Raw genomic sequence first — 15,389 nt, 5'->3', positions numbered from 1 at the left:
TCGCCTTAAAGTTGCTTTTCAATAGCGAAGCGCTGTAGATAATGTGGACCGCCCGCTTTCGGACCGGTACCTGATAAGCCTTGGCCACCGAATGGCTGTACGCCCACAACGGCACCAACTTGGTCGCGGTTGATGTACAAGTTACCAACGCGAGCGCGGCGTGCAATACGTGCACACGTCGTTTCATTACGACTGTGGACACCCATGGTCAAACCAAACCCTGAGTTGTTGATCGTATCGATGATCTTATCTAGATCTTTGGCTTTGTAGCGAACGACGTGCAAGATAGGACCGAATTTCTCATCCGTTAGCTGGTCGATGCTGGCAATTTCAAACGCTGCAGGGGCAACATAAGTGCCTTTGTCTGCAAACGTTGGCAATGGGGTTTCGCCAATCAATGTGCCTTCTACTTTCATGCGCTCAATGTGTTCAAGCAACATAGTTTGGGCTTTTTTATCGATGACTGGACCAACATCTGTGCTGTGCAAGTAAGGCAAGCCAACAGACTGCTCTTGCATGGCGCCCTTGATCATTGGAATAACGCGATCTGCAATGTCTTGTTGAACGAACATCACACGCAGTGCAGAACAACGTTGACCTGCAGAAGCGAAGGCAGAACGAACCGCATCACGAACTACTTGCTCAGGCAGAGAAGTAGAGTCGATTAGCATGGCATTTTGACCGCCTGTTTCTGCGATCACAGGAACCGGTGCAACACCGCGCGCCGCCAAGGTACGGTTGATCAATTGTGCTGTGCCTGTTGACCCTGTGAAGGCCAAACCAGCAATGCGTTTGTCGCTTGTGATTGGCGCACCAACGGTTGCACCGTCACCTGGAAGTAGGTGAAGTACGTCAGTAGGAACACCAGCTTGGTGCATCATTTCAACCGCACGAATAGCGATTAAGCTGGTTTGTTCCGCTGGTTTCGCAACCACTGTGTTACCAACAACTAATGCCGCTACAACTTGTCCAGAGAAGATCGCTAATGGGAAGTTCCAAGGGCTGATACAAGTGAAGACGCCACGACCTGTCATTTGAACGCTTTGTTCTTGACCTAGGTAATTAGTAAACGTGTGAGGTGCGGCGAAGTTGCTGCGCGCTTGTTGCGCGTAGTAACGGCAGAAATCCACGGCTTCACGTACTTCGTCAATACTGTCCTGAATGGTTTTACCCGCTTCACGGTGACAAAGTGCAATCAATTCTGGGTAGTTTTCTTCCATTAGATCGGCTGTTTTGTCTAAGCAATCAGCACGTTCAGAGGCAGGACGTGCAGACCATGCAGGGAAAGCCGCATCCGCTAGATCAATGGCTTTAGTAACCGTTGCAGCATCTGCCCAGTCGATTTGACCCGCTGTTTCACTGTGGTCATATGGACTAGTAATGGTATGTGTTTGACCTGTTTCTACTTTTTCGCCACCCACGATAGGGAAAGCGCGCCATTGAGTGTCTTGCGTCATGAAGGCATCAATTTGGGCTTTAAATGGACCCCAATCAGATTCGATCTCGATGTTTGGACCAAACGAGTTTTTGCGGTCTTCAAACATGTCGATTGGCAGTTTGATGTTTGGGTTCGATAGAGACTTGCGGCTTTCTAGCGTTGTCACTGGGTGGTCTACCAATTCAGAAACTGGGCAACGAGCATCAATCAGACGGTGAACGAAAGAGCTGTTGGCGCCGTTTTCTAGTAGACGACGAACCAAGTAAGGTAGCAAATCTTTGTGGCTACCAACTGGTGCGTAGATGCGTACACAGATGTCATTGCCTTTGATTAGGCTGTTGTATAACGCATCGCCCATGCCGTGAAGGCGTTGGAATTCGTATTCTTGCGTGGTCGCCCCTAGCTCTTGTGCTAAGCAGCTGATGGTCGCAATTGTGTGTGCGTTGTGGCTCGCAAACTGCGGGAAGATGTTCGCGCGAGTGTGTTCGCTCAGTAGGAAACGGGCACAAGCCAAGTAAGAAGTATCTGTCGCTTCTTTACGAGTGTAAACCGGGTAACCATTGATGCCACGTTGTTGGCAAAGTTTGATCTCAGAATCCCAGTAAGCGCCTTTTACAAGACGAACAGGGATGCGGTCTCCTTGTTCTTTAGCCAAAGCGGCAAGCCAAGCTAGAACAGGTAGCGCGCGTTTTGAGTAGGCTTGAATAACCAAACCAAATAAGCCCCAGCCACGAACACTTTCGTCACGGTACAGTTTTTCGAACAGGTGAAGAGACAATTCAAGACGATCTGCTTCTTCTGCATCGATAGTAATACCGACGTTCAATGCACGGGCTTTCGTGATAAGGCCTTTTACGCTTTCGAACAACTCAGTCATCACGCGTTCTTCGCTGCCCACTTCGTAACGTGGGTGCAGTGCAGACAGTTTGATGGAGATAGTTGGGCGGTAGCCTTTGGTGTACGTATCACGACCAACGGATTCAACCGCTTGCTCGTAAGACTTTAGGTATTTGTCTGCATCTGCAGAAGTTAGTGCGGCTTCACCCAACATGTCGAAAGAGTAGGTGTAACCTTTGTCACGGTAGTTTTTGCCACGAGACAAGGCTTCTTCGATGTTGCGACCCAGTACGAACTGATGTCCCATGATTTTCATCGCTTGGTTCATCGCTTTACGAATAACTGGCTCAGAAACACGGTTTACCATGCGGTTGACTAGGTTTGCAGGTGTGCCGTCTTGGTTTTCGTCCATGGTGACGATTTTGCCAGTTAGCAAAAGTCCCCAAGTTGACGCGTTAACGAAGAAGGAGTCAGAGTTTTTAGCGTGAGAAGCCCAATCGGCCACACTTAAACGGTCTTTGATGAAAGCATCTGCTGTGGCTTTGTCTGGCACACGCATTAGTGCTTCGGCCAAACACATCAGCAAGATGCCTTCTTTTGTGTCTAGGCTGTATTCCAGCAACAAGGCGTCGATCATAGACATGCTGTCATCGTCTTTACGCACTTGTTCGATCAATTGTGTAGCGGCTTCTGTGCAGGTTTTTAGCGCTGCGTCAGTCGGCTTAGCTAAAGGTAGTAATTCCTTTAACCATGTCTCTTCATCGGTATTATAAAGAGGGGAAATAAGCTGCCACAGCTCGTTTAGTGGCCGCTGAATGAAGTTAGGTTGTAATACTTCAATTGCTTTAAACATGGTCGGATTCTCCCGCTACAAATCAAAAAGCCGGTTGGCTTTTTTTGATTAGACCGTGTGTTGTTATAGAGCATCAGGCGATTTTTTGCTTTTTTATTAACGGTTCATTTTTACTGTTAATTTTCAAAAAAATGCATGTATGGATAATCAACACACTGTAGTGACAGAGTGTAGAAACTGTCTTTCGAAAAAGTCGGTTTTTTTTATAAGAAAATCCGATTTTAATGGAAGAAAACGTACATCGATCGATAACTGTGCAAAAATAGTCGCTAAAATGATCGAAATGCTTGCGAATGGTGCGCAAGTGGTTTTTAGATATTGTCATTTAGCGAAATGGAATATTGTCCAAAAAAGTGGAAATATTAACTTTTTGGAAATTGTTTTTGATAGCGTAGCGGGGTAATACCCAATGTTTGAGAAAACACATTCGTCATTGCACTTTGACTCGAAAAACCACACATTTCAGCCACCTGAATAGGCGGAAAACCTTCGCTTAATAAGTGTTGAGCTCGCTCGAGTCGTTTTCGCATTAAATATTGATGAGGGGTGATGCCGGTTCGTTCTTTAAATCGTTCGTGAAATTGACTCACACTTAAAAAACAGAAGTTGGCCAGCTGGCTGATATGGACACGGCGCGATAAGTTGAGTTCGATAAACTGATCGAGCTTGGTAATGTCTAATTGGTTGCCCCGCACGCGTACGTCTTTATTATTCGTCAGTTGATGACGAATAGAACTTAGCAAGGTGTTGCCACAGGCGCGGGCTAACATGGGGTCATTTGGGTACTGTTGCAGCTCGCCAGATAAGGCGGAGGCTAGAATTTGTAACCTAGGATTTAGCTGAAAATAAGCCGCCTGATCAAAGAGGCGCGAGACAATCTCATATTCTTCATCGGTAATGGCTTTTGGCGGTGGAATTGGTAGGTTAACCACCATGATCCGGTTGTCGCCTAGGCCCGCAAAGGCGTGACTGTTTTCAGACGGTAAAATACAACCGCCGCCCGTAGGAAGCTGTCTGCTTTTGCCCTCAATATCGAAGTCGGTATTGCCATCAATTACCACGACAAGTTGGTGGTAATCATGGTCATGAGTATCGGCTTCGCTAGGTAAACTGAAAACGTCAGATTCGGAAGAAGTCAAAGTTCATAAACTCATCAGTATTATAATCGTAAGTAATGGCAAGTATAGCGGTCTTAACAGGCCTTTAGTAGAGGAAGGATGATGTGTTTTCTCCAGTACGTGGCTCTATTTTTACCACCTAGAGTCAGCACGAAGACACCTCATTGATCTATAAGATGTCTTCGCCCGAAAAAAGCTAATTTATTTGGATAACCAAATTGCCTAATGCGCCTGATAATAAGACGTCATCGTGCGCTTGTGCGAGTTCGGTTAATGGGTAACTTTTACGAACGACGGGTTTTAATACGCCTTTTTGAAACAGCGGCAGCATGCTTTTGGCAATAAGTTGTAGATCTTTTGGTTGAGCATTTGCCAAGGCGACACCAATCACAGAAGCATCACGAGCCATTAAGTCTCTAGGGTTAATCTCCACGGTTCCTCGGTTGCCAACAACGGCCACACAACCACCAAAAGCCAAGGCTTTTAAATCTTGATCTAGGTTGTGATTGGCGAGCATTTCAATAATCACATTAAAGCCGTTTTCAAGGGACTGGAAAGGCGCTAAGTGGTCTGCTTCATTATGTAGAATGACGTTCGTCACACCCAATTGGTTAAGCAGTGCTACGCCCGCTTGGGTGCCAGCACTGGCGACGACATCCATACCCGCCGCTAACGCAAGTTGTACGGTCGCAGTACCGACCGCGCCTGTTGCGCCATGGATCAATACTTTATCGCCCGCTTTGGCTTGAGCACGGCCAAACAGAGCGCGGTGAGCGGTTGTGAAAGGAACACCAAGGCAAGCACCTTCTTCAAAGCTTAGGCAGTCCGCCAGAGGGAACAGTCTATCTGGCGCACAAATGGTGTATTCAGCGGCAGAACCGCCTAGGTTACGGCTAAAATACACGCGTTGTCCGACGGTAAAACCAACAACGTTTGCGCCCACTTCCATAACAGTACCGGCACCGTCTGAACCTGGTGTATGAGGAAAGGTCGCAGAATAATTATTTACTCCTGAGCGAATGTAAGTATCGACAGGGTTGACGCCGGCCGCGCCGACTTTTACCAATACCTGATCTGCATTTATTGTTGGTGTATCAATGTCAACTAATGTTAGATCGCTTGCTGGGCCATAATTCATTATCTGCATTGCTTTCATAGAATTCTCGCTTAATACCGATGTTGTAATTGTTGTTTATGTTTATTCGTGTCTTCAGAACAGTTTATTGGATATCGGAATACTTGGGAATTGCTTAGACACGGTAAAATGGTGTTATCAGGTTATCAAGAAAGGCGATAAGCGTATTGATTTTAATATTTCTGTAACAGAGTCAGATTATAGTTTGGGCTTTAATGTGAGTAGTCTAGCAATGGACTAAGCAAACGATTTATATTTGATCCATATTTTTGAAAAATTTCAAACCGCCTTTTGCTTGTTTAAGCACTGCATTTATAACTTTTTAACCCGCATTACAGCCATCAAGGCATCGAGGCGGAAGGATAAATTATGAAAGAGTTAACATCAGACCATACATCAAAACAATTTAATAATGAGTTGGAAGCCTTGCGTCAGCACTTTCTGACGATGGGTGGTGTGGTTGAATTACAAGTACAGAATGCCGTTCAAGCCTTGATTGATAGCAATGGTTCTTTAGCTGAAGATGTGAAAGACAAAGACGCTACGGTAAACGAGCTGGATGGCATTATTGATCAAGAATGTAATCGTATCTTAGCAAAACGTCAGCCGGCAGCGGGTGATTTGCGAATGGTATTGGCCATTAGTAAGGCGGTGAATGAGCTTGAAAGAATGGGTGATGAAGCCAAAAAGATTGCTAGACTCACGCTTAAGTTGATCGACGAAGGTGAATCTCCACGAGGTTATGTGGAAATCAATCGTATTGGTCAAATGGTTTCTCGTATGATCCATGACACATTAGATGCTTATGCACGTTTAGACATCGATGCTGCGATCACAGTAGTAAAGCAAGACCGCATGGTAGACGAAGAGTACAAAACGGCACTTCGTTCTTTAGTAACTTACATGATGGAGGATCCACGTAGTATTTCGCGCGTGTTAAACGTCATTTGGGTTTTGCGTTCTTTAGAGCGTATTGGTGATCATTCGCGTAATGTTTGTCAGCATTTGGTGTTCATGGTTAAAGGAATCGACGTTCGTCATGTTCCTGCTAATGAAATTGACGCACAAGTGAACGGATAATTCACAACTTGGGCGACTCTGAGGTCTTGTTTCGACAAAGAGTCGCTTAGCTTCTTTTATCTTACTATTTTCCTTTCTTTTGCTTATTCAATGTTGGCTCTTTGTCGTAGTTTGCCTATTATCTGCCCCTATATACATTGACTAGGTAACATCCCATGTTTGAGATAGAAATCGACTCAAATACAACACCAGAAATACAGTATCAGGAACTGAATGGTCAGCTGATGGCTTTGCTTTCTGGCGAGCGTGATTTGATATGCAATGCAGCACAATTTTCTGCGTTTATTATGCAGACAGTCGCCGATCTTAATTGGTCTGGCTTCTACTTTGCTCGTAGTAAAGAGCTGGTTCTAGGGCCTTATGTTGGTAAAGTGGCCTGCACTCGTATTCCTTTCGGAAGAGGTGTTTGTGGTGCCGCGGCTCAGACTAAAGAAACTCAACGCATCGAAGACGTTTATGCATTTGAAGGCCATATTGCATGTGATTCAGCATCGGCCTCTGAAGTGGTTATCCCTATCATAGTTGATGGTCATTTGATTGGCGTATTTGATATGGATAGTCCAAAAACAGGGCGTTTTTCTGAGGTAGACCAAGCGGGTCTCGAGCGTCTAGTTGAAACCTTTGTAGCCGCAACGGATTTTGGTTGGTCTTTTTAGCCCTCGAAAGTCTAACATGTTGTAATCATTAAATATTAGCCTAGAGAAAAGCATATTATCTTTGGGCTAACATCTCCAATCCAAGCATCCTACCTTGCCGATAAACAATGCAGGCTAATGTTGTTTTCATTTAATCTGTCTTGAACGTATCCATTATCAGGCCATTTAGGCGCGACTGCGTTAAAGGAAAAGATAGGCTTTGCGCTTTTGCTGCATATGCTTTGTTTTGAACATCCTTTGTTAGTTGGTGATCATACAATACAAAAGTGCCGTTCTTTTGCCACTGCTTAATATTAGATTCTATTTCAGGACTGATGAGGTTGCTGTCCATAATGATGACAAGATCGATATCTTCATCATCATAGTAAGGGCCTTCTAAATAGCGATTTGCTTCAATATTAAAATCTGATAGTTGTAGGCTTAACGTGTTTGCTAAGTGGCTATCTGTTGTGAAAATGAGTGCTTGTTTAGGGTCTGGACAAGAGTACAGACTTATATTTTCAGGAGACGATTGGCTGACTTCATAAGGAATATCTACCCAGAACTCAGTGCCTGATGTGGCTTCGCTGGAAAAATGAATTTCCCCCCTCATAAGATGGACTAAGCGGTAACAAAGAGAAAGTCCAAGACCTATATTATTTTGTAATATAAGTGGCTGGTTGTCTTGAGTAGTAGGCGAGGCGCGTAAGGTATCTTGTATTGCGTGTTCTAAACCAAAGCCAGTATCTTTTATCGCTATTTGTAGCATGCCGATACGTCTATTCTCTAAGTTCAGAGATTGCTGTGTTGGCGTTAAGCTAGAAGGCCTAACATTAATACTGATACTGCCTTCAGGCGTGTGTTTTATCGCATTTAGAAGCAGTTCTAAAATTATTTCTTTTAGGCGTTTAAAGTCGAGGCCAATGGCATCCGGCAATGCTGGATCAATGTAGCTAACCAGGGTTACGCCTTTGCGTTGGAGTTTGGATGAAAAAATTTGCACATAGTCATCTAGGTTTTTTTGTAGCGATTCTGTGGTGATGTCTAAGCTCAATTTTTTGATATCGATTAATGCTAAATCAGTAAACATATTAATCGTATGAAGCAGCTCATTCGCAGACTCTTTGATGCTATTTGAAGACTCTGTATTATCGCAAGGTACACCTAATAATGCCTGAATTTGTGGCCGTGCTTCTTGTGCTACTAGGGTTAAGATTTTCGCTTTTTCTTCATGAATATTTTGTATATCTATCAGTAACTGTTTGTTATTGCGTTGGTTGATTTTAAATACTGAGAAGCCTTTTGCGATACAGCAACATAGCGCTAATAAACTGGCTAAAAAGCATATCATTAGAATACGAACGTTTTCCAGATTCTCGCCTAACGCTCTGCGCTGTCTGGCTATATATAAATTGGTCCCTTTACCAACCAAAATGGTAAATTCATTAACTTGATTATCGAGCTGCTTAAGTCGCGTCGTCATGTCTTTTAGGTAGGACAAATCGCCTTCTTCGATTTTTGATAGATTTAGGCTAATGAGTTCCAGTTCGCCAGTAATAATATTAAGCAGGCGCACTGTTCGTCCACCGGTTAAGCCTCTAATCAAATAACCGACTTCGCCGCTGCGTAGCAAATCTACTCGGCTCATTAACAAATCATATTGTGTGTAAGCGGCACCATTGAGAGGAAGGTCTTTTTTGTCTATTTGAACGAGATAATTTAAGAAACGATAGGATTGAAGTTGAAACTGGAGTGCATTCCAGAGTGAGTCTTCATAAATTCGTTGTTTTGTTGCTTGGTTTCCATTGTACGAATAAAGAATAATACTTGAGGCGAGTAGGGTAATGGTTACGATCAAGGAAAGTAGACCGTAAACATACCAATGTTGTAGCTTGGAGGTAGGAAGCCATTTTCGAAACCACTTTACCATCAGTTTTTATTCCTTGGATGGGGATGTAAGCACTTCAATTGTGCTAATTTGCCAAATAGATCGCCAGTAATAAGTTTCATTTTTTAGCTTTGGGTCATCATCAAAAGGATACATTACCAGTATAGGGCCTAATTCTCTGACGCTCATTGGGTGACTGTCTTTGCGCATTGCGAAGATGGCTCCGCGCTCAGTGAAATCTGTGATAGGTATTTCAATAACGTATTTATTGAGCGCGGTAATTCGCAATAAATTTCCTTTGGCACCGGTAAGTTTTAACAGGTCGACCGCGGAGAATCCACTGTATTTATGGGCTTGATGAACCCAAGGGTTTTTGGTTGTAATACTATATAGTGGTAAAGCATTGAGCATTTTTCTGTCTAGTTTTGCTGTGTGACCTGCGTTTGTGTCGGTAATATTCCCTGTTAAAGTCAGCAGAACACGCCCTGTTGGTGGTGATAATGCGAGCACGGGTGTGATGTAAAGAATACCAATAACTAAAAGTAGGAAACGCATGTATTGATGATTCCTGAAAAGGTTTGATGTTCATCAATCATAACAAAGTACTGAGAAATTGCTGAGAAATTGGCGGAAAACGATCTCATTTTTCATAATAAAACGCCCAATAGGTCCTATTGGGCGTTTTGAGTGAATAGTATGAAACGCTGGGTTACGCGATATCAGCGAGTCGGATACAAGCGGCTTGATGCTCTTCTGATAGTTTTTCTAACGCCGGTTTTTGTTTCGCACAGTCTTCATTGGCGTATGGGCAGCGAGTACGGAACACGCAGCCAGAAGGCGGATTGATCGGCGAAGGTAGATCTCCCATTAGTAGCTGAATTTTTTTATTACGCTCACGTTTTGGATCAGGTACTGGTACTGCAGATAATAATGCCTTGGTATAGGGGTGGCGTGGGTTATCGTATAAAGCGTGCTTGCTGGCTAGTTCAACCGCATTACCAAGATACATAACGAGTACGCGATCTGAAATATGTTTAACGACACTTAAATCATGCGCGATAAACACCAGAGATAACCCCATTTCGGCTTGTAACTCTTTTAGCAAATTTACTACTTGTGCTTGGATAGACACGTCCAATGCGGAAACGGGTTCATCACAGACCACAAGCTTTGGCTTTAGAATCAAAGCACGAGCGATACCAATGCGTTGGCATTGGCCACCTGAGAATTCATGAGGGTAGCGGTTAATCACATTAGGCAGAAGACCAACGCGATCCATGATGGCGCGTACTTGGTCTTTTACTTCCTGTTTGGAAAGATGCGGTTTAAAAGTGTTTAACGGCTCGGCGATGATATCGCCGACCGTCATGCGTGGATTTAACGACGCCAATGGATCTTGAAAGATCATTTGCAGTTCTTGTCGTTTGTCGCGCATTTGCTTTTTGTCGAGATTCGTTAAATCTTGGCCTAACCAGACAACATTACCATCAGTAATGGGAACAAGGCGTAGCAGCGCGCGCGCGAGTGTAGATTTACCACAGCCAGATTCACCCACTACACCTAAAGTTTCACCTTCGTAAATGGTGAGGTCAACGCCATCAACCGCCTTTAAAGCTTGGCCTTTTTGCCATGGCCATGCGTTGTCAGATTTAATATTGAAGTGAACTTTTAGGTTCTTCACATCCATTAAAACAGTATTTGTTGAGTTGTTCATAGCATCGCCTCCCCATTAATAGGTTTGTGACAAGCGCGTAATTTACCTGGTTGGTATTCCTCTAGAACAGGTGCTTCTTTACGGCAACGATCTTCAACAAACTGGCAGCGTTCTTGGAACGGACAACCAACGGGAAGGTTTAATAAATTGGGTGGGTTCCCCGCGATGGTGGCGAGCACTTCATCGTTGGCATCGAGACGAGGAATGGCTTCTAGCAAGCCTTGAGTATAAGGGTGAGTTGGTCGGTAGAATACGTCTTCTGTTAGGCCGTACTCCATGGTTCGGCCAGCGTACATGACTAATACTTTATCACACAGCCCCGCCACAACACCTAAATCATGAGTAATCATAATAATAGAGGTATTAAACTCGGCTTTTAGTTCATTCAACAAGGTCAAAATCTGTGCTTGAACGGTCACGTCTAAAGCCGTAGTCGGCTCATCCGCTATTAATAACTTTGGTTGGCACAGCAATGCCATCGCGATCATGACTCGTTGGCGCATGCCACCTGAAAATTCATGTGGGTACATGTTCATACGCTTGCGAGCTTCTGGCATTTTTACCGCGTCGAGCATTTTTACCGAGGCTTCAAAGGCATCTGCTTTGTTCATGCCTTTGTGTAAAATCAGCACTTCCATTAGTTGCTTGCCGACCTTCATATAAGGGTTTAATGAGGTCATTGGATCTTGGAAGATCATGGCAATTTTTTCAGAACGAATTTTGTTCATGGCTCTTTCATTCAGAGTCAGAATGTTTTGTCCTTCAAAACGCGCCTCTCCTTCAATGATGCCATTGCCTGCTAATAGCCCCATTAAGGCAAATGCGGTCTGGCTTTTACCAGAACCAGATTCACCTACGATACCTAAGGTTTCCCCTTGTGCTAGGTCAAAATTCAAGTCATTTACAGCGGTCACTAATCCATCTGGTGTTTTAAAATTCACCCGCAGATTATCAACCTCTAAAATATTATCGGTTTTCAATGAGTTCATTAGGTCCTCCTAGCGGTCTTTTGGATCTAGAGCGTCGCGTAAACCGTCGCCTAGGAAGTTAAAACAAAATAGTGTGACGACAAGGAAGCCTAAAGGCCAAGCCAATTGCCAAACAGCAATTTCCATATTCGGTGCGCCTTCTGAAATCAGTGCCCCCCAACTGGTCATAGGCTCTTGTACACCAAGGCCTAAAAAGCTGATAAAGGACTCTAACAAAATCATGTTTGGTACTAGCAAAGTCGCATAAACAATAACCACACCCAGTACGTTTGGTACTATGTGACGAGCGATTATTTTTGGCGTAGAGACACCACCGGCGTAAGCCGCTTCGATGTATTCTTTGTTTTTCAAGCTTAACGTTTGACCGCGAACTATCCTTGCCATGTCTAACCAAGAGACGGCGCCAATAGCGATAAAGATCAATAAGATATTCCGCCCGAAGACGGTCATCAAGATGATGACGAAAAACATGAATGGGAAAGAGTTAAGAATCTCTAGGAAACGCATCATTAAGCTGTCGACACGACCACCAAGGTAGCCAGACGTCGCGCCATAAAAGGTGCCAATCACAACCGCGACGAAACTGCCTAAAATACCGACCATTAAAGAGATTTGGCCGCCTTGCATAGTACGAACAAAAATATCACGGCCAAGAGGGTCGGTACCAAAATAGTGTCCAGAAGCAATATTTGGACGGCCTAAAACGGAAATATCAGACAGGGCAGTCCAATCGATATCCGCGTAATTCCATTGGCTTAATAATGGGCCAAAAATAGACAGGGCCGCGATAATAACTAATATAATCAAACTGGCCACGGCGGCTTTGTTGGTGAAGAAACGACGGCGAGCGTCTTGCCATAAACTGCGGCCTTCTACTTCGACCACCTTTTCGGCGAATTGCTCGACAGCCGCGACTTTATCTTTACTTGTCATCATAGTGAGTCGCTCTAATAACGAATTTTAGGGTCAATGAAGACATATAAAATGTCGACAATGGCGTTGAAAAGGATGGTCAGCGTACCAATCAAAATAGTGATTCCCATCACCATGGAATAGTCACGGTTGATGGCGCCGTTTACAAAGTGCTGGCCGATACCACCAGTTCCAAAAAACTGATCGACAACCACAGAACCAGTGACAATGCCGACAAACGCAGGGCCAAGATAGGATACGACTGGCAACATAGCAGGGCGAAGCGCATGACGAATAATAATGCGAGACTTCGGTAAGCCTTTGGCTCGAGCCGTACGAATAAAGTTGGAGTGCATGGTTTCTATCATGCTGCCACGGGTAATACGGGCAATTTGTGCTATGTAGCTGGTGGACATGGCGATGACAGGCATAATTAAAAATGGCCAAGCACCTCCATTCCAACCGCCGGCAGGCAGCCAATGGTGTTGAATCGAAAAGAATAGAATACACAAGGGCGCAATCACGAAATTAGGCAGTACCATGCCGACGTTAGCAAAGGACATAACGGCATAATCTAACCAAGAGTTTTGACGTAAAGCAGCAAATACGCCGCACAGTACACCAAAAGTGATAGCAACGAGAAAAGACCAAAATCCGATTTCGGCGGAAACAGGGAAGCTTTGTGCGACCAGTTGATTGATCGTGAAATCCGTAAAGCGGAATGAATAACCTAAGTTACCGTGCAGCAAATCCCATAGATAATAAAAATATTGATTCATTAGGGATTCGTTCATATGGTACTTGGCTTGTAGGTTAGCCATTACTGCGGCCGGTACGCCACGCTCTGAGGTAAATGGACTACCCGGAGCAAAGTGCATCAAAAAGAAAGAAAGAGTAACCAGCGCGAGTAACGTTGGAATGGCTTCAAGCAAGCGCTTTATAATAAATCTGAACATAAAAAAATACCTGATTAGGTCGCCGCTAGGCGGCTAATACTAGGAACCATTAATTGGGAATAAAGACCCAGCGCATGACTGCGCTGGGAAGAGTGCAGGACTATCCTAGTGAGCGATAATGTACATGTCGCGAGTGTAGAGATAGTCTTCAAGATTTGGTTTGTAACCGCCGACGTAGGTTTTCAATAAGCGTTTAGTTGCGTATTGAAAGATAGGCGCGACGGCCATATCTTGATCAATGGCTAAATCTTCGGCTTTTTGATAAAAAGGCGCAGGGTCATTAGCTTTGGCTGCTTGTGCCATTAACTTATCGTACGCTGCACTTTTATAGTGGGCATTATTACTGGTGTTAGTGGATTTGAATAAATCTAAGAAAGTAGAGGCTTCATTGTAGTCACCGAACCAACCGTCACGGGCGACACCGAAGTTGCCTAGATTACGAGTATCTAAGAATGTTTTCCATTCTTGGTTTTCAAGCTTCGCATTGACGCCCAAAGTTGTTTTCCACATAGAGGCAATCGCGATAGCAATTTTCTTATGGTTTTCGTCTGTGTTGTAAAGCAGATTAAAGCTAAGTGGATGACTCTTATCATAGCCAGCTTCTTTTAGCAGTGCTTGGGCTTTTTTATTGCGCTCAGCTTGCGTCCATTTTTCGTATGCAGGTTCTTTTGCTTTAAAACCATCAACATCTGGTGGCGTAAATGAGTAAGCAGGGATTTCGCCAACGCCAGTGACGTATTTAGTGATGATAGTGCGGTCTATCGCATAAGACAGTGCTTTGCGTACACGAACATCATTAAACGGTGGCTTTTGATTATTAAAATCATAGTAGTAAGTGGCTAATGCTGGAGACACTTTTACTTCTTTAGGCGTTGATTTTAAAAGTGATTTGTAGCGGTTAGTTGGGATACCCTGATTAGATGTAATATCTAAATCGCCAGCTTGGTAGCGGCTGAATTCCACGCTTGCATCTTTAATGGGTAAGACAGTCACTTTATTGATAACGGTTTTCTTGTCGTTCCAATAGTCATGGTTACGAACCAAGACCATTTTTTCATTGACGATCCATTTGTCTAATTTGTAAGCACCATTGCTAACAAGGTGATCTGGTTTTGTCCAAGCTTCGCCCCATTTCTCGATGGTTTTTTTAGGTGCTGGAAAGAGCACTGAGTTCAATGTCATTTTTACAAAGTAAGGGACTGAATGGTCCAATGTTACTTGAAAGGTGTATTTATCCAGGGCTTTCACACCTAGAGAAGAGACTTTATCTTTGCCATCAATGATGTTCTGTGCGTTTTTTATGCCAGCAAGCGCAGCGTACCAAGAGTAAACAGAGGCAGTTTGAGGGTTAACAAGACGTTGGAAGCCGTAAACAAAATCCTCTGCAGTGACAGGGGTGCCGTCAGACCATTTTGCATCATGACGTAGATTGAAGGTGTAAACCGTATTGTCTTTATTGACGGTGTAATCTTTGGCAACACCGGGTACTAATGTACCATCTTTGCCTTCGCTGTATAAGCCTTCAAAAAGATCGCGAGCACGCAAAGAACCTGGCGTACCTTGGATTTTTTGGGGATCTAGTGTCGCTGGTTCACCTTCGCCACCTTTAACCAATACTTGTTCCTTGGCTAGTTTTACGCCAGCCGGTACATCGGCAGCATGAACTTGCATAGCACCAAAAGACGCCGCAAGAATAGCACTGGCGAGTAATGTTTTTGTGTTCTTCATAGTGTTCCCTTTGTTAAGTTAGCTTTTGTTTTTGCATTGTTATCATTAGATTTACTTATTGGCCAGCCATCAATAAATGGCAAAACAAGCGTATCTTGAGTTTTCA

General features: G+C 44.0%; 12 protein-coding genes. 2 read left to right on the top strand and 10 right to left on the bottom strand.

Annotated features, from left to right (window positions below):
- Positions 1-5 precede the first annotated feature (5 nt).
- The 3 genes from putA to V6259_RS00560 all read right to left on the bottom strand — a co-directional run bounded on the left by putA (position 6) and on the right by V6259_RS00560 (position 5,402).
- Positions 6-3,128, bottom strand: coding sequence for a bifunctional proline dehydrogenase/L-glutamate gamma-semialdehyde dehydrogenase PutA (gene putA / locus V6259_RS00570; RefSeq protein WP_341582918.1), 3,123 nt, complete (start codon positions 3,126-3,128; stop codon positions 6-8).
- A 362-nt stretch (positions 3,129-3,490) separates the two neighbouring features.
- The gene (locus V6259_RS00565) at positions 3,491-4,267 is read right to left on the bottom strand and encodes an AraC family transcriptional regulator (protein WP_341582917.1); all 777 of its coding nucleotides are present in this window, start codon (positions 4,265-4,267) and stop codon (positions 3,491-3,493) included.
- Between the two features lie 175 nt (positions 4,268-4,442).
- Positions 4,443-5,402, bottom strand: a complete 960-nt coding sequence (locus tag V6259_RS00560; RefSeq protein WP_341582916.1) for an NADPH:quinone reductase — start codon at positions 5,400-5,402, stop codon at positions 4,443-4,445.
- Positions 5,403-5,750: 348 nt separating this feature from the next.
- Between V6259_RS00560 and phoU the strand changes: the two genes are divergently transcribed.
- Positions 5,751-6,461, top strand: a complete 711-nt coding sequence (phoU, locus tag V6259_RS00555; protein WP_341582915.1) for a phosphate signaling complex protein PhoU — start codon at positions 5,751-5,753, stop codon at positions 6,459-6,461.
- A gap of 155 nt (positions 6,462-6,616) precedes the next feature.
- On the top strand, positions 6,617-7,117 hold the full coding sequence (locus V6259_RS00550; protein ID WP_133012602.1) for a GAF domain-containing protein: 501 nt from the start codon (positions 6,617-6,619) through the stop codon (positions 7,115-7,117).
- Positions 7,118-7,247: 130 nt separating this feature from the next.
- Here the strand turns inward: V6259_RS00550 and V6259_RS00545 are convergent, their stop codons facing one another.
- The 7 genes from V6259_RS00545 to V6259_RS00515 all read right to left on the bottom strand — a co-directional run bounded on the left by V6259_RS00545 (position 7,248) and on the right by V6259_RS00515 (position 15,283).
- Entirely contained in the window at positions 7,248-9,026 is a 1,779-nt protein-coding gene (locus tag V6259_RS00545) for a sensor histidine kinase (protein WP_341582914.1), read from the bottom strand.
- Between the two features lie 6 nt (positions 9,027-9,032).
- On the bottom strand, positions 9,033-9,539 hold the full coding sequence (locus V6259_RS00540; RefSeq protein ID WP_341582913.1) for a hypothetical protein: 507 nt from the start codon (positions 9,537-9,539) through the stop codon (positions 9,033-9,035).
- Between the two features lie 154 nt (positions 9,540-9,693).
- Positions 9,694-10,698, bottom strand: coding sequence for a murein tripeptide/oligopeptide ABC transporter ATP binding protein OppF (gene oppF / locus V6259_RS00535; RefSeq protein ID WP_341582912.1), 1,005 nt, complete (start codon positions 10,696-10,698; stop codon positions 9,694-9,696).
- Positions 10,695-11,687: an oligopeptide ABC transporter ATP-binding protein OppD gene (oppD, locus tag V6259_RS00530; protein ID WP_133012598.1), complete on the bottom strand. Its 993-nt coding sequence runs from the start codon at positions 11,685-11,687 to the stop codon at positions 10,695-10,697. Before oppD ends, oppF begins: the two co-directional genes overlap by 4 nt.
- 9 nt (positions 11,688-11,696) lie before the next feature.
- Positions 11,697-12,623, bottom strand: a complete 927-nt coding sequence (gene oppC, locus V6259_RS00525) for an oligopeptide ABC transporter permease OppC (protein ID WP_341582911.1) — start codon at positions 12,621-12,623, stop codon at positions 11,697-11,699.
- A gap of 11 nt (positions 12,624-12,634) precedes the next feature.
- Complete coding sequence (gene oppB, locus V6259_RS00520) at positions 12,635-13,555, bottom strand: oligopeptide ABC transporter permease OppB (protein WP_133012596.1); 921 nt, start codon at positions 13,553-13,555, stop codon at positions 12,635-12,637.
- Between the two features lie 105 nt (positions 13,556-13,660).
- Positions 13,661-15,283, bottom strand: coding sequence for an ABC transporter substrate-binding protein (locus V6259_RS00515; protein ID WP_341582910.1), 1,623 nt, complete (start codon positions 15,281-15,283; stop codon positions 13,661-13,663).
- Positions 15,284-15,389 lie beyond the last annotated feature (106 nt).

The sequence above is a fragment of the Marinomonas sp. TI.3.20 genome (genome assembly GCF_038155025.1).
GTDB lineage: Bacteria > Pseudomonadota > Gammaproteobacteria > Pseudomonadales > Marinomonadaceae > Marinomonas > Marinomonas flavescens.
This window is presented reverse-complemented; position numbering and strand designations above follow the sequence as displayed.